At 31.3% G+C, this 18,222-nt stretch carries 20 protein-coding genes and 1 tRNA gene; 12 read left to right on the forward strand and 9 right to left on the reverse strand.

The genetic code is table 11. The features are described from left to right. Nucleotides 1-435 precede the first annotated feature (435 nt). The 4 genes from EU98_RS04515 to EU98_RS04500 all read left to right on the forward strand — a co-directional run bounded on the left by EU98_RS04515 (nt 436) and on the right by EU98_RS04500 (nt 1,786). Nucleotides 436-522, forward strand: a tRNA-Ser gene (locus tag EU98_RS04515). A gap of 85 nt (nt 523-607) precedes the next feature. Then, nucleotides 608-808 carry a hypothetical protein gene (locus EU98_RS04510; RefSeq protein ID WP_032515741.1) on the forward strand — a complete coding sequence of 67 codons (201 nt, stop codon included), beginning with the start codon at nt 608-610 and terminating at the stop codon, nt 806-808. Nucleotides 809-864: 56 nt separating this feature from the next. Then, nucleotides 865-1,449: a hypothetical protein gene (locus tag EU98_RS04505; RefSeq protein ID WP_032515742.1), complete on the forward strand. Its 585-nt coding sequence runs from the start codon at nt 865-867 to the stop codon at nt 1,447-1,449. A 7-nt stretch (nt 1,450-1,456) separates the two neighbouring features. Further along, nucleotides 1,457-1,786, forward strand: a complete 330-nt coding sequence (locus EU98_RS04500) for a hypothetical protein (protein WP_025931650.1) — start codon at nt 1,457-1,459, stop codon at nt 1,784-1,786. Between the two features lie 27 nt (nt 1,787-1,813). Here EU98_RS04500 and EU98_RS04495 read toward each other — a convergent pair whose 3' ends face one another. After that, complete coding sequence (locus EU98_RS04495) at nt 1,814-2,248, reverse strand: Tic20 family protein (RefSeq protein ID WP_032515743.1); 435 nt, start codon at nt 2,246-2,248, stop codon at nt 1,814-1,816. Nucleotides 2,249-2,381: 133 nt separating this feature from the next. Here EU98_RS04495 and gloA point away from each other — a divergent pair, with 133 nt between their 5' ends. From gloA to EU98_RS04480, 3 genes are all read left to right on the forward strand, one after another. After that, on the forward strand, nt 2,382-2,771 hold the full coding sequence (gloA, locus tag EU98_RS04490; RefSeq protein WP_032515744.1) for a lactoylglutathione lyase: 390 nt from the start codon (nt 2,382-2,384) through the stop codon (nt 2,769-2,771). Nucleotides 2,772-3,037: 266 nt separating this feature from the next. Further along, a complete protein-coding gene (locus tag EU98_RS04485; RefSeq protein ID WP_025952597.1) occupies nt 3,038-3,535 on the forward strand; it encodes a VHS domain-containing protein in 498 nt (165 codons plus the stop codon). Nucleotides 3,536-3,537: 2 nt separating this feature from the next. Beyond that, nucleotides 3,538-3,930: a hypothetical protein gene (locus EU98_RS04480; RefSeq protein WP_032515746.1), complete on the forward strand. Its 393-nt coding sequence runs from the start codon at nt 3,538-3,540 to the stop codon at nt 3,928-3,930. 2 nt (nt 3,931-3,932) lie between these two features. Here EU98_RS04480 and EU98_RS04475 read toward each other — a convergent pair whose 3' ends face one another. Next, entirely contained in the window at nt 3,933-4,406 is a 474-nt protein-coding gene (locus EU98_RS04475) for a pentapeptide repeat-containing protein (protein WP_032515747.1), read from the reverse strand. Nucleotides 4,407-4,513: 107 nt separating this feature from the next. Here EU98_RS04475 and EU98_RS04470 point away from each other — a divergent pair, with 107 nt between their 5' ends. Further along, the gene (locus EU98_RS04470) at nt 4,514-6,154 is read left to right on the forward strand and encodes a GMC oxidoreductase (protein WP_032515748.1); all 1,641 of its coding nucleotides are present in this window, start codon (nt 4,514-4,516) and stop codon (nt 6,152-6,154) included. Here the strand turns inward: EU98_RS04470 and EU98_RS04465 are convergent. Beyond that, nucleotides 6,141-6,398 (reverse strand): DUF2811 domain-containing protein, encoded by a 258-nt coding sequence (locus EU98_RS04465; RefSeq protein WP_032515782.1) that lies wholly within the window; start codon nt 6,396-6,398, stop codon nt 6,141-6,143. The genes EU98_RS04470 and EU98_RS04465 overlap by 14 nt on opposite strands. 382 nt (nt 6,399-6,780) lie before the next feature. Beyond that, nucleotides 6,781-7,986: a sirohydrochlorin chelatase gene (locus EU98_RS0108945; RefSeq protein WP_032515749.1), complete on the reverse strand. Its 1,206-nt coding sequence runs from the start codon at nt 7,984-7,986 to the stop codon at nt 6,781-6,783. Here EU98_RS0108945 and EU98_RS04460 point away from each other — a divergent pair. After that, nucleotides 7,953-9,233, forward strand: coding sequence for an FAD-binding protein (locus EU98_RS04460; protein WP_032515750.1), 1,281 nt, complete (start codon nt 7,953-7,955; stop codon nt 9,231-9,233). The two genes, EU98_RS0108945 and EU98_RS04460, sit on opposite strands and share 34 nt — an antisense overlap. Before the next feature lie 30 nt (nt 9,234-9,263). Beyond that, nucleotides 9,264-10,829, forward strand: a complete 1,566-nt coding sequence (locus EU98_RS04455) for a SulP family inorganic anion transporter (RefSeq protein WP_032515752.1) — start codon at nt 9,264-9,266, stop codon at nt 10,827-10,829. A gap of 6 nt (nt 10,830-10,835) precedes the next feature. Here EU98_RS04455 and EU98_RS04450 read toward each other — a convergent pair whose 3' ends face one another. From EU98_RS04450 to EU98_RS04435, 4 genes are all read right to left on the reverse strand, one after another. After that, complete coding sequence (locus EU98_RS04450; RefSeq protein WP_032515783.1) at nt 10,836-11,726, reverse strand: homoserine O-succinyltransferase; 891 nt, start codon at nt 11,724-11,726, stop codon at nt 10,836-10,838. 13 nt (nt 11,727-11,739) lie between these two features. Further along, nucleotides 11,740-13,068, reverse strand: coding sequence for an O-acetylhomoserine aminocarboxypropyltransferase/cysteine synthase family protein (locus tag EU98_RS04445; protein WP_032515753.1), 1,329 nt, complete (start codon nt 13,066-13,068; stop codon nt 11,740-11,742). Between the two features lie 72 nt (nt 13,069-13,140). After that, a complete protein-coding gene (locus EU98_RS04440; RefSeq protein WP_032515784.1) occupies nt 13,141-13,800 on the reverse strand; it encodes a hypothetical protein in 660 nt (219 codons plus the stop codon). Between the two features lie 91 nt (nt 13,801-13,891). Next, entirely contained in the window at nt 13,892-15,397 is a 1,506-nt protein-coding gene (locus EU98_RS04435; protein WP_032515754.1) for a hypothetical protein, read from the reverse strand. A 159-nt stretch (nt 15,398-15,556) separates the two neighbouring features. Here EU98_RS04435 and stpA point away from each other — a divergent pair, with 159 nt between their 5' ends. Both stpA and arsS read left to right on the forward strand, forming a co-directional pair. After that, nucleotides 15,557-16,777 (forward strand): glucosylglycerol 3-phosphatase, encoded by a 1,221-nt coding sequence (stpA, locus tag EU98_RS04430; protein ID WP_032515755.1) that lies wholly within the window; start codon nt 15,557-15,559, stop codon nt 16,775-16,777. Between the two features lie 40 nt (nt 16,778-16,817). After that, nucleotides 16,818-17,750 (forward strand): arsenosugar biosynthesis radical SAM (seleno)protein ArsS, encoded by a 933-nt coding sequence (arsS, locus tag EU98_RS04425; protein ID WP_032515756.1) that lies wholly within the window; start codon nt 16,818-16,820, stop codon nt 17,748-17,750. A gap of 6 nt (nt 17,751-17,756) precedes the next feature. Here the strand turns inward: arsS and EU98_RS04420 are convergent, their stop codons facing one another. Beyond that, on the reverse strand, nt 17,757-18,209 hold the full coding sequence (locus tag EU98_RS04420; protein ID WP_025906563.1) for a Fur family transcriptional regulator: 453 nt from the start codon (nt 18,207-18,209) through the stop codon (nt 17,757-17,759). Between the last annotated feature and the right edge of the window lie 13 nt (nt 18,210-18,222).

Consider the following 18,222-nt stretch of genomic DNA (forward strand, 5'->3'; position numbering starts at 1 on the left):
ATTTTTCACATCTTATTAGGTCAATACTGTTTGGATGTTCATTTATATACTTATTAAATTCCATTGCTAGTGTTCTAGCCTCGTAAGCGTCAGAGGCATAAAAACAATTTTCTAATCTTATATTTTGAAAATCACGGTAGTGCACTGTATATGGCTTCAACATATTAATTTTGTTAATTTTAATTTACTAAAAAGCAATTAAGCTATATCTCAACCATGCATATGTTCGTAAAATTAAAGCACTACTTTTGTTGTTATCAAAATATATTTACTTAAAGTATGTACAAATTGGTGAAAGTTGATCTATGTTCTGTAAATCAAAAAATGTTTTCATTTTATAACCTCTGAGAATCCTAGTTATAACGTGAATAGCTTGCCTATGACTGACTTCTTATGATATATATTAATGGTTCGGATACAACTGAATAACCCTTTGGAGGGGTGGTCGAGTGGTTTAAGGCTCTAGTCTTGAAAACTAGCGTGTCTGCAAGGGCACCGTGGGTTCGAATCCCACCCCCTCCGTTCCAAATAAAACGCAACCGAAATTCAACCGAATAATATAAACGCCCTTTTGGGACGTCTTTGTTAGGATAATTTTATTTTTACTATGAAAAAAGGATTCGCCACAGATAACCTAATACCCAAAAAATCGAAAAAAAAAATTATCTCTAATGAACCTCAAGGTAGATTAATATCTTGGTCTCCTTGGCCACCAGCTAATTTTCAGACAAGATATCCTGCTTTCCCTTTTGTTCTTACAATATTGATAATAGTAATCGGGCAATGGTATCTGTCTCTACTAAGATAACTTGAAACTAATTAATCATATTTAAATTTTAGATGAATTTTGTTTGAGAATTTATTTTGTTTTTTTCAATTTTATTATTAGCCCATTTTCAGGCAGCAATCATCCCAATATTATTAGGAATTAGATCTATCAGAAAATTCAAACACATTCGCAAGAACGAATTGATACCTTTCGGGTTTATTTTTTTAGGATTGGCATCGATTTCTGAAATGATAGATCATACCCAAACATCTTGGATTTATGTAGATCATTCCTCTTTATTTAATTGGTTATTTTATTCTTTCCTATCTTTAGGTCTAACATGTTTATCGATATCAGTTATAAAAAATAAATTTATTCAAAAAACTAATTTTTGTATTTCTTTATGTTCAATAATCTCATATTTTTTATTTGATAAATCTATTGCTCTTCTTTTTCAAGTAATAATAAGTATCCTTCTAATTATTAATTGGCAAAGAGTTTTTAAAGATTGGCTTTTTATCCTTTACCCAATATTTGGTATTTTTTTTACGACTTTCTTTGGAACAAGGCTCTCAATTAGTGGCGATCAATTTTGGCATGTTTTAATAGGCCCATCTGGAACAATTAGCGTTCTAACCTTTTATTTAGTATTAAAGAGATCGGGCAAAAAATTTACTTAAGATTCTTATGAAAATATTTGTATTTACAAGTTTTATAGTTTGCTTAGTCACAATAATCTCTCCAGTAAGAATCCTTGCTGATACGGCACTTGATGTGTACATGAATGATTTTTATTCAAAATCGAATGAAGCTAGCCAGATTCTTAAAGAAATCGAAAATAGTCTAAAAGAGGGATCAAGAAAAAAAGTATGCTCTAGGCAAAGAGAGGCCGCAAGATTGGGTCTATTAGCTAATAAATCATTAATTAAAGCCTTTGAAATAGAGGGAGCTAATCCACCAATGCAAGCAATAAAGGCAAGTCAACAAAGATGGGAATCTATTCTGAATGAGTGCTGAAGAAAGTCAGTAAATCTATAAATCTTTTTAAATTTGCATTCTTACAGATTTACTAATTAAGGGAATTTCAGGTTCAACTCCATAAATACATTGAAAAATTGAATAAATAAAAATACATATTGTAAATATAAAAATTATTGAGCCTAATTCAACTATGGGAAATATTCTCAAAAGATATGAAATTATTATTAAAGCGATATCAATTAATAAAGCTTGGCATGCATTATATCTAACGAAATAGGGAACATTTGGATTTCTTACTAATCCAGCAAACAAAATTATAAATAATAAAAAACTACCAAAAGGCAAAGATTTTTCAATTATTGCTATCGGAAAAGTTAGTAATAAAAGTATTTTTAAAAATGAATATTTATAGAACAAATAATATCCAAAAGGTATTGATGCCTTTAATGGCAAAGTATACAAAAATACTGATGAGAGTCTTTGGAATATCTGATTCAATATATTATTGGAATTTCGTATTCATATTTTAACCTAATTTTTTGAACTTAATAAAAAGACTTACTTTCGAAAAAATTAACTTTGGCAGATGGTTATTAAATATTAGATAATTGATTCAGGTTCATAATTCAAAATGCGTATCCTACATACAATGTTGAGGGTCGGAGATTTAGATAAATCCATTGATTTCTACGTCAATAGATTGGGAATGAATTTATTGCGAAAAAAGGATTACCCTCATGGAAAATTTACTTTGGCATTTGTTGGTTATGGCTCAGAAAAAGAAAACTCAGTAATTGAATTAACTTATAACTGGGACAAAAAGTCTGAAGACTATGAGCTTGGAGATAAATATGGTCATATAGCTATTGGAGTAAAAGATATTCATGTAATTTGCCAAGGATTAGAAAAAAATGGTTGTAAAATAACAACCAAACCTAAAACAATGAAAAACAGTACTACTGTCTTGGCTTTTGTTGAGGATCCTGATGGTTATAAAGTTGAACTTATTGAAAGAGATTAAAAGCTCAGAAGTTTTAATTAAATAAACAAATAACTAAAATTTAAAAAGTATTGAATTATCAAATATATCGTTTTCAATCGGCAAAAAAATACCTCTAAAATCACATAGGATGGATTCTGCAGTTTCAATTATTTTTAAAGAATATTTCTAAGAAGAGGAATTATTAAAAATTAAATTAAAATTTTAAACAATCTATATTAATTCTATTTAGAATTAATAGACAATCTATATAGATTTATATATCATAGAATTATCTTATAAAGCTTATGCCTAGTAATTGGTCAAAAATAAGAGATGAATGGCTTGATAGAACCGCGGTTGCCAAAGATGATGCTAAATGGGCATTAGAAGCTTTAATTAATTCTGAAGAAGAGTTATTTGAAATAGAACAAAAAATAAAGAATAAAGAGGACGCTATAAGTCAAGTAAAATTTTTGAAGAAAAAGGTTAAAGAAACTATTTCCTCTAAAGAAATTAGTCTCGATGATATTGCATTAAATACTTCAAATTCAAACAAAGTTCAGATCTCAGTACCATCAAATCTTACTTATCTTTTGAAAGTTTGGGCCGCAGCAGAAGGGAGAGATCTATCAAGTGTTGCTTTTCAATGTTTAGAAACTGGTATAAGGGAAATGAAAAGCAAAGGTTCAATACCTTCAATAGCAGTAAATAGATATAACTCGGCTTGTCAAAAGAGGATTGCACTAGCAGAAGTGAACAATCTATTGGAGAAATACGAATTAGCTCAGGATGAAATCAAATAATTATGTATAACAGAAAAATCATTAAAGGATACAAAACATTAATATCATCAAGATTTAATGTAGATACTTCTGCTGATAAATCTAAAGATGGAATAATTTATACTCTTTATTCTGATGCATTTAATTCACTTAAAGTTGGTTTTGCTGAAAATGATAAGGTACTAGAAAAAAAATTATCAAGTGAAGCATTGATATTATTGGATATGAAAAAAGGCAAGAAGAAAGATCTTTGTTTATTAATAACCACTTTAAATGAACTTGGCATCAAATATTCAGACAATTTTTATTTCAAATATTCAAGTTCTTTAATGAAACATTTATCTACTTTAGGTTGGCCTGTTGGAAGATCACTTTATAAACAAAGAAAGATTAAAAAAGAACTTGTATGTGCATAAATTTAAATGTAATCGCACTCTAAAGTTTCTCTGGTTTCTCTATTTGTAATTGGATTAGTTCCAGTAGCACTTTCACAAAATTTCCTAATAATATCTTTTGGCAAAAAAACATTTGTGAAGTCTGCGCCTTGTATTTTTACATTTTCAAACTGGGTACTATAAGCAAAAGAATCCTCCAAGTTAGTATTTGATAAATCTGTTCCATCTAAAACAGCCGAGTCTAAAGTTACTTCTCTTAAGTTGGAGTTACTTAAATTAGTATCTTTCAATTTTGCTCCATAAAGAGTCGCATTTTGGAGCTCACAACCTGACAAATTTGCATCTTGTAAATCAGTCAAATAGAAAGTTGCTCCTTTTAAATCAGATCCAGAAAAATCAGCCCCTACCAAAGATTGTTTACCATAATCCAACGCAGCGAATCCTGTAGAAGGGAGGGTTAAAACAACTATTAAAAAAGTTAAAATTATAAATTTCATTTGTTTGAGTAGTATTTCAATAAATTCTAACTTCTTAAGCTGAAATCTAAAAATTAATTATTTACTGAATGCTATATTTATTGAAATAGCAAATAACGAAATAGGTTTTGGATATAAGTCCTTATGATGCAATTGTTGTAGGTTCTGGAGCCACAGGAGGAATAGCAGCACTTACATTGGCAGAACAAGGGATCAAAGTTTTAGTAATAGAAGCAGGGCCTCAAGTTAAAAGGGATGAAGCTAGTAATCATGAGCCAAAAAGTACATTAAAAAGATTATCAGGAGTCATAACAAAAAAACATGCCAATCAGTGCCAACATCCTGGTTATTGGAAAAATAATCCTGACCTATATTCAAATGAATTGAAGCATCCTTATGACTTCCCCAAAAAAAAGCCATTTCTTTGGACACAAGGTAAACAATATGGGGGGAGATCATTAACTTGGGGAGGCATAACATTAAGACTTTCCTCAGAAGACTTTCATCCGGCTAAAAAAGACGGATTCGGGCCAAACTGGCCTATTTCATACGAAGAAATTTCCCCTCACTACGATTTTATTGAAAATTTTTGCGGAATTTATGGACGAAAAGATGATATCAAGGAGGTCCCAAACGGTAAATATATTGGTGAAATTCCTCTTACAGAAAACGAAAATGTTTTTGGCAGCAAAGTTAAATCAAAATTAAACTATCCATTTATCCAATCAAGAGGATTTGACCGTAATTCATCTGTAAAAGAAAAAAATTGGCCCAAGTCCTCTAGTGTAGGAAGCTCTTTAAAAAAAGCTTTAGATACTGGAAATGTACAAATAATCTCTAATTACCTAGTGGAGTCTTTTGAGATTAACAAGATAACAGAGCTTGCCTCAAAACTAACGATTGTAAACCTAGAAAATGGACACAAAGAAGTATTGGATTGTGATTTGATTCTTCTTTGCGCATCAACAATTTCAACACTGAGAATACTAATGAACTCAGAATACAAATCAAATTCCTTAGGGTTTAAAGATAATTCTGGGAAATTAGGTAAATACCTAATGGATCACATATCTATCTGCAGATTTTTTTCAGTCCCAAAAGTAAAAAACTCAGATAATTCACTAGATAATCCTCCCGATCTTTCTGGAGCAGGCAGCTTCTTTATTCCTTTTGGTTCAAATTTACCAGAAATTGACGACATAAATTTCCATAGAGGTTACGGAATCTGGGGGGCAATTGATAGATTAGGGATACCTAAATTTTTACAAAAAGACGCAAACAAATCCATTGGCTTTCTTATCGCCCATGGTGAAGTCCTTCCTAGAGAGAAAAACTCAGTTTCTCTCTCAAGAAAAACAGATGAATGGGGAATACCAATTCCCTACATTCAATTCGAATGGAGCGAGAATGAGTTAAATATGGCAAAACATATGGAAAAAACAATACAAAAATCAGTCAAAGCTGCAAATGGGAAAATAAAAAATATTAATGAACTAATGAATATTCCATTAGGGAGCTTATTTACAAAAAATTTGATGGCACTTTCAGGTAGTCCTCCTCCTCCTGGATATTATATTCATGAGGTAGGGGGAGCACCAATGGGTGTAAATGAAGAAATTAGCGTAGTTGATAAATTTAACAGATTGTGGAGATGTAAGAATGTACTGGTACTAGATGGAGCATGCTGGCCCACATCATCTTGGCAAAGCCCCACACTTACAATGATGGCCTTGAGTAGAAGAGCCTGTTTAAATATTAAAAAGACTTAGAGGGTGTAAATAATTGATTTAAATAAATTTCTGAGACAGAATTATCTGTACAACCGTTTTGAACGAGAAAAGTAGCTAATGCTGAATTTATAAGCTTATATTGATCCCAAGTCGGGTTACTTAATACGAAATCTTTCATAGTGTTATAAAGAGTTTCTGAAAGCTCTGTTTCTAATGAGACTTTATTTGAAGAGCACTCTACGAGTTTCTTATCAGCTAAATTTGTTTGGTTGATTTGATCCATAAATTTATTTTTTTTTTCATCAACAATAATGATATTTTTCTCTAAAAATATCAATAAAAATCTTCTGGTAAACTTTTCAAATTATCAAATAAGACTCATGTTATATGTATGTTTTTAAAAAACTTCTTTTTCAAATAAGGAAATTGAACAGATCTTAAAAAAAAGTCAACAATAATGTTGAAGTCCTGTTTTTTTTGAAAAATACTGCCATTTCTAAACCAGTGTGGATTTGGACGTGGAAAACAACCTGCAAATTGTGGAAAATCTAGCTCAAAATACTTTCACGATTTTATATTAAGAATACTTATATATACTGAGTCTATTAAGACTTAGTCGAGAAAGAGACAGGTGATTCATTGATTTCAACGGATTTTCTTAAGATTTAGTCTTTATTAGGCAAGCGAAGCGTGACAGGCCCTAAAGGATGTTTTGAATTTGGATAAATACTATGGTGATGGTGATGGTGATTATGTTCATGTTGATGAGCCTCTACATGTTCATGTTCTAAGTAATCACCTCCATCTGTGTCTGATTTTTCTTGATTATGAGTTGGTATTTGATTTTGTATTTCACAAGCACCATTACATTCGGGATCACATAAATCACAGCTGATACCTAAGCCCTCTACATGATCATGATGACTTTCTTGGACCATTCCAACTTCTTTTTCAAAGCCAAATAAATTTGATCTATATTTACAAGTTGAGCAATTCATAAAATTATTACCTTCGTTATTAAGAATCTCTTCAATCCTTTCTACAAAAGTGTCGACCACATAAGACTGTGACGAAAGATATTTTGCATGTATAAATGAAATATTTGGATTATTAATCGCAACTAAATCACTTTGCCTTTTTATTCTTGTAACAAGGACACCTGAGAAAAGGAAATAAGGGAAAACAATTATATTTTTATAACCAAGTCTCACAACATTTTTCAAGCCAGGTTCAACAAGGGGGAAAGTTACTCCAGAAAAAACTGTTTCCCCCCACCCTAAACCAATACCCTCTACGATCATTCTCGTGATTTTTGAAACATTGGAATTCGCATCCGGGTCAGAAGAGCCTCTACCCACAACAACTAATAATGATTCTTCAGGTTTGAGATTATTATTTTGTTTAAATACATCTTTTACTCTTTCACAAGCTGCACTAATCATTAAATTATTAATACCTAATTCTCTTCCATAAATTATTTCAATTCCTGTTTTACTTGAATAATTCATAAGCAGGCTAGGTATATCATTTTTTACATGGCCAGCAGCGAAAAGCATTGCAGGTATTGCAATTACTTTTTTTATAGAAAGATCTTTTAACTTGTCTAAAGCATCAACAATCGAAGGTTTAGCAAATTCCAAGAAACCATATTCAACTAAAAAGTTTGGATATCTTTTTTGGATGAAATTAGTTAATTCTTGAAATTCAGAAATGGCTAGTTTATTTCTACTCCCATGTCCACAGATAAGTATCGCGACTTGATTATTTAACTTCAAATCTAAATTATCCAAATTCAAATAATTACTTATACCATAATAGTAAAGAACAATATCGTGTAGTGAAAAATAATAATAACCTGCTTGAAGTTCCAAATATCAACTCAAAGGATGCAAAATTAAAGAAATTAATTTATGACGTGGATGAATCCTTATTTAATGAGGATAACTATTCTTACGAAAAATTCGAGCACCTTTGCGTGTGTAGTGGAGGTACCACTTCTAGCTGTGCAAAAAATGGTTTTACAACTCTTGATCTAAGAAAAAATCACAGCAAAATTCAACTAGATAGAAAAACCAATTTAGTAACAATTGGAGGTGGTGTAATAATGGGGGATCTATTAAATCATTTACAAAAATATAATCGAAGTTTTCCAATCGGACTTTCTAAACTTCCTGGAGCAGGCTATATCCTTACTGGTGGAGTAAGCCCGCTCAGTAGAACCTACGGATTAGCAATTGATAATATTGAATCAATAAAAGGTTTCTTGGGTAATGGCACATTTATTTCTTTAAAAAAAAATCAAATAAATCCAGAAGAACAATTGATTTGGGAAGCAATTAAAGGCGCAGCACCATTCTTTTCAATTATTACCGAAATAGAACTTAAGACTATCCAATCTAATTCAATTAAGGTTATTGAAGGATTTGTAAATCTAAATGAACTTACAGAAATAATAAAACTATCAGAGGAATTTCCAGAAAATATTAGTCTTCAATGGATTTATGCCCAAAAAATTTACATATATATTTTTGCTGAACTCAAAAATAATTTAGAGGATAAAAGAACAGAAAAATGCTTAATGCTTCTAGAAAAATTCCCTACTCTAGAAAAACAATTTTATAAAAACTTTAACAAAATAAATTTCTTCCCTAAGGAATTGAATTTATATGAGCTGAATGCAAATAACCATTCTGAGGTAATTAGTCTTCTTGGAGAAGATTTAAAAAATGATATCCCAATTTTCATAAAATGTTTGGATGAAATAATGGATAATAAACCTAATAATTCCTGTTACATCGCTTCTCAACAATTAGGTTGCAAAACTAAAAAGTTAAATCATGGCTCAAGCTTTTTTGTTCATAGAAAAAGCACTTGGAAACCATGGATATATGCATCATGGAAAAAAAATGATCTTCAAGAAAAAGAAGTCGCTTTGGAATGGATTTATAAATCGTGGAGCAAGCTAAAAAAGTTTTATCCAAATATTCACTTAGCTCAATTGCATAATCATTTGAATTCTCATGATGAAGAAATCACACTAGCCTTTGGAGATAGAATGAATGAATTAAAAACTTTAAAGAATATTTTTGACCCACAAGGTATTTTGCCTCCTTTATGAGGTAACTTCTTAATTATAAAGAAACTTAAAATGTCAAATTTCTCAAGATATTTATCTAAAAATTGGTTAGATGATCCAAAGTCAAATATTCTCTCTGGCTTAGTTGTAGCTTTTGCAATGATCCCAGAAGCAATTGCTTTTTCAGGTATAGCTGGAGTAGATCCTAAAGTTGGCCTTTTTGGCGCATTTTGCTTATCTATAACAATTGCGATTGTAGGTGGAAGAAGGGGTATGATCACTTCTGCCACGGGTTCAACAGCTCTTTTGATGACTGGACTTGTTGCCTATGGAGAATCACAAGCCCCTGGTTTAGGTGTCCCATATCTTATTGCAGCTGGAATATTAACTGGAATTTTCCAAATTCTTTGGGGATATTTGAGACTTGCCTACCAAATGCGATTCGTGCCAACAGGAGTATTAAGTGGATTTGTAAATGCACTGGCTCTTTTAATATTTCAAGCACAGCTACCTCAGTTAGGAATAGGTATTAAAGAATCAAAAGAATTAGTTGAAGAAACTTTAAGTCAATATCCAGTCAACTCTCAAATTCCAGTAGTTTGGATTCTTGTAATCCTAGGATTAGTAATTATCTATGGGCTTCCAAAAATCACAAAAGTAATCCCATCTCAACTTATTGCAATAGTAGTCATAACTCTTATAAGCATATTCTTTAATTTAGATGTCCCAACAGTTAGCGATTTGGGTAAATTACCTGATGGATTACCAAGTATTTCTCTTCCTTTTGGATCAATAGAAAATGGAAAAGTACCTTTTAGCCTTGAAACATTAGGGATAATTTTACCGACCTCACTCGCAATATCTCTTGTGGGTTTAATGGAAACCTTTTTAACTCAAGACATTTTAGACGATGTAACTGATACAAGTTCTAATAAAAATAAAGAAGCAAGAGGACAGGGGATCGCAAATATTGTGGCATCTTTATTTGGTGGAATGGCTGGATGTGCCTTAGTTGGGCAATCTGTAATGAATACTGAGAATGGTGGTAAATCCAGATTATCAACCCTCTCCTCAGGTATATCTCTACTAATTATGATCATCCTCTTGAAGTCTTGGATTGGAGCAATACCAATGGCTGCTTTAGTAGCAATAATGATAACGATCGCAATAAGTACAGCAGATATAAATGGATTAAAAAATATTAGAAAGATACCTAAAAGCGATACTGCAGTCATGCTCATGACTTTTGCAGTTACTATGCTTACAAAACCTCATAATCTTGCACTTGGAGTTATTGCAGGAGTTGCATTAGCTGCAATTCTTTTCAGCAGAAAAGTTGCAAAAGTTATAACTGTCTCAAGAGCAAAAGAAAATAATTTAACTACCTACAAAGTAAAAGGACAATTATTTTTTGTAAGTAAAATTTATTTTTTACAAGGATTTGATATTCATGAACATCCAGAAAATATTGTAATTGACATGTCTTTAGCTCATATTTGGGATCAAAGTGGCGTTGTTGCACTTGAGCAAATTATTAGAAAATTCCAGAATGGTGGTACTAAAGTTGAAATTGTAGGGTTAAATAAAGAAAGTCTTAACTTATTTGAAAGACTAGGTGGTATAGAAAGCGCTCATTGAAAAAAGTTAATTAAGACTAACTTGCTGATAACAAAACCAAAGCCATTGCTGAAAAAGCAAATTCCTATGAGATCTCCAAGCGGTTTTTGAACTATTTAGATCAAAATTTTCAGGTAGAGGAACATCTCCCTTTTCTTTATCTCTTTCAATCTCACTAATAATTCTATGCACCGTATATTCAGGATGACCTAAATGCATAAGTTGTTTTTGATCATTAGATTCAAATATCGTATATCCAACGTTTTCTCCATAAGCCAACAAATTCAATTTCCCTTCTTTTTGGGCCTTCTCCATTTCCAAATCTGGTAATCCAGCAAATCTACTTTGAGGACAAATAAATTCATCATCTTGTGTACCCATCAAAGGGTGCCCAGGAACAAGACTTTTTAAAGGGAATACCCCAAATAATTTCCTATCAAAAACTTGCTTATCAACTCCTGCCAAATAAGCCAGAGCAAAGCCAGCCCAACATAATCCAAGAGTACACGCACAAGAATTTCTGGCTTCATTTACTATTTTCACAAATTCATCCCAATATTTAACCTCCTCAAAGGCTAGGTGCTCAATAGGTGCTCCAGTAATGATGATTCCATCTAAAGGTTCTGGATTATTTGCTTCTTCCCAAGTTATGTATAGATTATTTAGATGATTAAGATCCCATGTTTTATAAGAGTGAGTTTTAAGCTTTATCCAAACTGGCTCAATTTGAAGAGGAGACAAACCAAGTGGATGTAGTAAGTTAAATTCATACTGCTTGCCAAGAGGCATGATATTTAAAATACCAATCCTAAGAGGACGTATATCCTGTCTTTTTGCCAATTCTGGTTCGATCCAAGATATATGATTTTTCTCAACATCACTAATCTTGTGATAATTACTAGGAATTATTAAAGCCAATAAATCTCCTTTCCTATGTGATTTGTGAAAGTGCTTGTTCGAAATCATCTTTTATATCATCAATATGTTCAATTCCTACAGAAACTCTTACCATCGTAGGAGTCACACCTGCAGATAATTGTTCTTCTTCGGATAATTGCTGATGAGTTGTTGAAGCAGGATGAATTACTAATGTTTTTGAATCACCTACGTTAGCAAGGTGGCTCGCCAATTTTAAGGAATCAATAAATTTTACTGCATTTTCATAACCCCCATTAAGAGAAAACATAAGCATGCAACCCATTCCCCTTCCAGTAGTATATTTTTTGGCACTAGAGTAATATGGATCAGATTCTAGGCCAGGATAATTAACACTACTTACATTAGAATTAGAATCTAACCATTTTGCTAATTCAAGAGCATTAGAAGTTTGTCTTTCTATTCTTAAACTTAGAGTTTCCAAACCCTGCAATAGCAAGAAAGAATTAAAAGGACTTTGAGCTGATCCCCAGTCTCTGAGGCATTCAAGTCTTGCTCTTAACGCAAAAGCTATATTTCTATTATCAGGTACTCCCAAAGATTTGCAGATATCACTACCGAAACCAAAAGCGTCCCAATGAACGAGCCCATGATAAGCATCGCTTGGCTGACTCATTAGTGGGAATTTACCATTTCCCCAATCAAAGGTTCCTGCATCAACAATAACCCCACCGATGCTTGTTCCATGTCCACCGATCCATTTCGTTGCACTTTCTACAACAACATCGGCTCCAAAATCAATTGGTTTTATTAAAGCACCACCAGCACCAAGGGTATTATCCACTATTAGAGGAATTCCATTTTCTTTCGCCAAAGCAGAGAGTCCATCAAAATCTGGAATATTGAACCTAGGATTTCCCATTGATTCGACATATATTGCTTTTGTTTTATCATCAATTTTATTTCTAAAACTATCGATACTATCACCATCGGCAAATTTAACTTCTATTCCTAATCTTGGAAATTGTACTTTGAATTGATTGTAGGTCCCACCATATAGAAAAGATGTAGAGACAAAATTATCCCCTGCTGTCATGCAGTTCACTATTGCCAAGAATTGAGCAGCTTGACCTGAGGATGTTGCAAGTGCTGCCATCCCTCCCTCCAATGCTGCCATTCTTTTTTCAAAGACATCTGTGGTGGGATTCATAAGTCGAGTATAAATATTTCCAAATTCTTTTAATCCAAAAAGATTCGCGCCATGCTCAGCATTATCAAAAACATAGGAACTAGTTTGATAAATGGGAACTGCCCTAGAATTTGTAGTTGGATCAGGGACTTGGCCTGCATGTAACTGAAGCGTCTCGAACTTTTGGTTGCTCAAAATTTTTTAAATAAACCTATTATCTATTTAACTTAAAAAAGTTCAAAAAAAAAACAAAAAATAGATAAATATTTATAAATCCTTTTTTAATGAGGGGTAATTATCTTTCATATACAAACTCAAATCCTCTTTTATCACAGATCTGAATTTCTCAATATTTGCAGAATCAATTATTGGAAAAGTTTTATTAGCCTCAGGATCTTTTTCAGTAATTGATTTCCAATTCTTACCTACATCTTTTTCAGAGTTGTTAAGAACCTCATCAAAATTGAAACACTTATCATTTTTCTTAGCATCAAATTCACTAAAAGCTTTATTTATAAGCACTTTTCTATTTTCGAATAGATTCTTAGCTTTTAAAGTATCTGGAAGACCCATAACTGGTTGTAATTCCTTAAGAAGTTTTATTTCCTCTTCAATTAAGAGTGTCCAAACACCATATTTATTTTTTGGAAGATTAGAATTACTAAAAATATTAATTTCATCGAGGTAAAAATTTAACCATAGATAATAAGATTTTTCTTCAATAGTTTTTTTTACGGATATCTTTTTATTCTGGATCTTAGGGAGTAACTTTTCTGCCTTCTTTAAAAACTGTCTGTCTTCTCTTTCTAAATTTATTAATCCCCATCTTTGACTGTAGTCCCATAAATCTTCGTATCTTGTTAAGTCTTCTTGATTCCAACCAAGAGCTTTAAGTTCATGAGAACGATGAGTTAATTCCTTTTTCAAAAAAACCTTTTTAACCATAATAATTCTAACCCTGCAATCAAGATTAGTAAATAAATTAAAAACTTTACTTTCTAGCAAATTAGAAAAATAATCAATTATTAAAATATTTATTAATAATTTTCAATACATTGATATAACTAGGATTTTTTTTAGAAATTTGATTACTGCATTCATTTGTTTTAAGGGCGTTTTGCTCTTTGTCAACAAATAATTTCTTATAAAAGTTTTCAATATCATCAAAAAGATACTCTCCTTTTAATTTTTCATTTAGTTCTAAAGATAATTCAGATTTCACAGATTCTTGGCAAAAATTAGTGATTTCTTCTGAACTAATTAAAACCTTAAAAATTTCTTTTTTTTCATCTGAATTAGCATTAAAGCATAAATAAATCAGATTAATCATTGAACAATTGTTATTTTTAATTTTGAATTCTTTATAAATGTCTGGCCAAAATTTTAAAGATTTTAGACCTTCTAAACCTCCTTGACTGAGAGAGTATTTATTACACCAATTTACAAATTCTGAGACATCTTTTGGACATCTGTTGAGTTGCAAAAGCATATCTGATAAAACTTGTCCTGCTTGAAAATTCCGTGTTGGTTTTCCTTCAGTTGGTAGAGTCATACTCCCTAAGACATCAGCCTTAACAGCATTCAATTGAGAAAAAGTATAATCTCCTTTTTCACAAAATTTATCATTAATTATTTCCCTTGCACTAATAATTTCTTCACCATAACCAAGTTCTTTTAATGAAAGATATTTATTCTCTAATTTATTTTCTTTTCTAACTTTTATTGATACTGATGCGGCCTGATCTAAACATTGAGTTAATAAAATCGTATTAATGGTAGGCAGCATTCCTGGCTTATCGGAATGAAAGTTATTTACAAAACCTGCGAATATTGATGAGATATTTTTTATTGATTTTATATATTGACATTCAATATTGTGAACTCCAGGAGAAACTTGAATTTTCGGTGATAATTGATTCAAAATGCGTGCTCCTATTAATGCTATTAGCGCATCAGGATGGCAGAAATTTGCAGTAAAACTATCATTAGGATTTCGTAAAGCTCCGTGACGATGAAATCCTGTAAAAAAAGCTAAATTTGGATATTTATTACAAAGAATAAAAGGGTTTTTACTTTGATTATCAATACAAAAAGAACCGACTAGACAGCCAAGAACCACATTTTCTCTTTTTAAATTTTTTCTGAGTTCTAAAGCATTTTTAACATCATCCTGTATGTGATTACTATTTGAAGCAAGAATAACTATCTCACATTTCAAGAGAAGATCTTTTAGATCAAAAGACTTTATTTCTCCCTCTGAAGAATAATTTCCCATTCTCTTAATCTTTTCAATAATCTCATTATCCATATCAGAAATAACATCATTTGAGAAAGCACCTAACAAATCTCTATCTTCCCTAGGAGCCAAGAGAATATTATTTGATTTCCCATGCATAGCACAGTTGTATGCTAGTGATGCAGGATATAAACCAACACTGTAAAATCCAACTTTGCTATTATCTATATCTTCAATTAATGAATAAAAATATTTATCTTTGATGTTTTCTACGAAATTATTCTTCATTTTTGGAAACTCTTGATAATTTTTTTAATTTCTTACACATACCAGCATTTTTCTACATTAAAGCAATTTTTGACCATAGCAAATTATTTATTGAAAATATTGAGTTTTTTAATTTATAATTTCTGAGAAAGTGGTAATTAAAGGAAAATAATTATAAATATGGAATATATGGCAAGTAATTTAAATGAACAAAAACAATTAATTTCCTCTAAAAATATCTTATTTATTCAAGACATTGACGGAGTTTGTATCCCTTTAGTTAAAGATCCAATGACTAGAGAATTAGAATCAAAATATATCTATGCAGTAAAAGAATTTGCCGAGGAATTCTTTGTATTAACTTGCGGGGAACATGAAGGTCCAAGAGGAGTTAACAGAATAATAGAGAGGAGTTTAAGGAGCACTACTGAGCCTAAAAGCAAAGAACTATATTTAAGAGGTTTAGCTGCCTGTGGAGTAGAGTATCAAGACAGTAATGGTGAAATAAGTTTTGAAGGAGTCTCAGAAAAAGAACTAAGTTTTTTATCTAAAGTACCTAGTTTAATAAGACCAAAATTCAATTATATAGTTAAGAATATTTTTCCTGAACTTAGCCAAGAGGATATCAATTTTCACGCAGTAAAATCAATATGTGAAACACGCTTCTCGCCAACGATAAATTTCAATAGTCTATTTGATTTAGTTCATGAAGATTCTGATAAAAGAAAGCTTATTCAAATAAGTTTTGAAAAAATGATGAATGAAATCATTTTAAAAGCTGAATCCGAAGGCCTCAAAAACTCATTTTTCCTTCATATTTCACCAAATTTAGGTAATAAAAATGGTAGAGAAACAATTAAACTTTCTTCTCAAGATGATATCGGATCAACAGACATACAATTACTTATTAAAGGAGCAGTTAAAGATTCTGGAGTTTTATTTCTTTTAAATAAATTTATTGCGGATAAAACTGGTAAAGCTCCTTTTGGAAGAAATTTTAATTTTAGAAACTCTCCAAATTCTGTTACGGAAAAAATTGATTTATGCAAAAGAACTATTCAAATAGAAGATATGCCTTTGATTGTAGGAGTTGGTGATACAGTCACATCAAAAAAAAATAATGATGAAAAAAGTTATTCAAGAGGTGGAAGTGACAGGTCTTTTCTAGAATTAATACAAATATTAGGTAATGAATTTGGGATTAAGAATAAAATAATTTTTGTAGATAGTAGTTCTGGTGAAGTTGAAAGACCCTCTATAAAAAAAACTGGTTTAATAGGGATCAGTGATTTTCAAGACAACCTAAAATTTGACATAGTTTTTAAAAATGGTCCCAAAGAATACATAAGTTGGTTTATTGAACTTGCTAATGAGAGATCAAACTTTAAAAAAAATAGTTGACTTTTTTATTTTCGAATGACAATTTATAAATAATAGATTCATGAAAGAAAAATTCCCTTCAATTTATAAAGAACCTATAGAAACATTGCAAATTAACATAGGTTATAAATGCAATCAGGCTTGTAGGCATTGTCATGTCAATTCGAGTCCCCTAAGGACTGAAAAGATGTCCAATGAAATGATATCTCTTATTCCCAAGATAATTGAAAAATATAAAATCAAGACTTTAGATATAACAGGCGGTGCGCCAGAACTTCACCCAGAATTTAAAAACCTAATAACCAGCTTAAGCACAAAACAAGTTGATATTATTGATAGGTGCAATTTGACAATTTTTTTTGAAAAGGGTTATGAAGATCTTCCTCAATTCCTTGCAAAAAATAAAGTGACAGTAACTGCTTCGCTACCGTGTTATGAAAAAAATAATGTTGATTTTCAAAGGGGTTTTGGCGTTTTTGAAAAAAGTATTAATGCCATTAAAATTCTTAATGATTTAGGCTATGGAAAGAAAGAGAATGGATTACAATTAAATCTTGTTTACAATCCTGTAAGCCCAATTCTTCCTCCTTCTCAGGAAATATTGGAGAAGGATTATAAAAAAATTCTATTCGAAAAATTCAATATCGTTTTTAATAATTTATACACAATAACTAATATGCCAATAAATAGATATGAAGAATCTCTTAGAAGGGAGGGGAAACTAAATACTTATTACAAATTACTAAAAGAAAATTTTAATGAAAAAAATTTAGAAAATCTTATGTGTAAAAAGACAATTAGCGTAAATTGGCTAGGAGAAATTTATGACTGTGACTTCAACCAACAGATAAATTTCCGAGAGAATAAAGGACCAAAGACACTTTTTGATCTATTGGATGAATCATTTACTTTTGACTACGGGGTAGCTGTAAAAGAACATTGTTTTGCTTGCACTGCAGGTGCAGGGTCAAGTTGTGGAGGGACTTTAAGTTAAAACTTGCTAAATGCAATTAGGACAAATAGCTCTTACATTTAAAGAGGATTCAATTAGTTTAAAACCATTAACTTTTGCTGCAACTTTGCCTGCCTCTAAAACCTCGTCATTTTCGAATTCTTCTGTTCTTCCACACCTAATGCAAATCAAATGATGATGATCAGGTGTATCGTTGCTAAGTAGTTCATATCTGTGTCCACCCTCACTGAGTTCTAATTCATGAAGTAACCCCATTTGTACTAAAAGTCTTAAAGTTCTATAAATTGTTGCTAGTGAAACTTTGGAGCTTGTTTTAACTAACTTTTCATGAACCTCTTCAGCACTAAGATGCTTTCCAGAGCCAATATTTTCAAATAAATTAAGAACTTTTAGCCTCTGAGGAGTTAATCTCTTCCCATCTTTATGTAATCCATCACCAAGAGGAGATGTTATGACTTTGTATTGAGAGGATAATGACAAAATTAACCAATGG

Source organism: Prochlorococcus marinus str. MIT 9314, assembly GCF_000760035.1.
GTDB classification, from domain to species: domain Bacteria; phylum Cyanobacteriota; class Cyanobacteriia; order PCC-6307; family Cyanobiaceae; genus Prochlorococcus_A; species Prochlorococcus_A marinus_B.

Coding starts and splice junctions, on each gene's coding strand:
- EU98_RS04510 (WP_032515741.1), top strand. CDS start 608: ATGAAAAAAGGATTCGCCACAGATAACCTAATACCCAAAAAATCGAAA.
- EU98_RS04500 (WP_025931650.1), top strand. CDS start 1,457: ATGAAAATATTTGTATTTACAAGTTTTATAGTTTGCTTAGTCACAATA.
- gloA (WP_032515744.1), top strand. CDS start 2,382: ATGCGTATCCTACATACAATGTTGAGGGTCGGAGATTTAGATAAATCC.
- EU98_RS04485 (WP_025952597.1), top strand. CDS start 3,038: ATGCCTAGTAATTGGTCAAAAATAAGAGATGAATGGCTTGATAGAACC.
- EU98_RS04480 (WP_032515746.1), top strand. CDS start 3,538: ATGTATAACAGAAAAATCATTAAAGGATACAAAACATTAATATCATCA.
- EU98_RS04475 (WP_032515747.1), bottom strand. CDS start 4,406: ATGAAATTTATAATTTTAACTTTTTTAATAGTTGTTTTAACCCTCCCT.
- EU98_RS04465 (WP_032515782.1), bottom strand. CDS start 6,398: ATGGATCAAATCAACCAAACAAATTTAGCTGATAAGAAACTCGTAGAG.
- EU98_RS04455 (WP_032515752.1), top strand. CDS start 9,264: ATGTCAAATTTCTCAAGATATTTATCTAAAAATTGGTTAGATGATCCA.
- EU98_RS04435 (WP_032515754.1), bottom strand. CDS start 15,397: ATGAAGAATAATTTCGTAGAAAACATCAAAGATAAATATTTTTATTCA.
- stpA (WP_032515755.1), top strand. CDS start 15,557: ATGGAATATATGGCAAGTAATTTAAATGAACAAAAACAATTAATTTCC.
- arsS (WP_032515756.1), top strand. CDS start 16,818: ATGAAAGAAAAATTCCCTTCAATTTATAAAGAACCTATAGAAACATTG.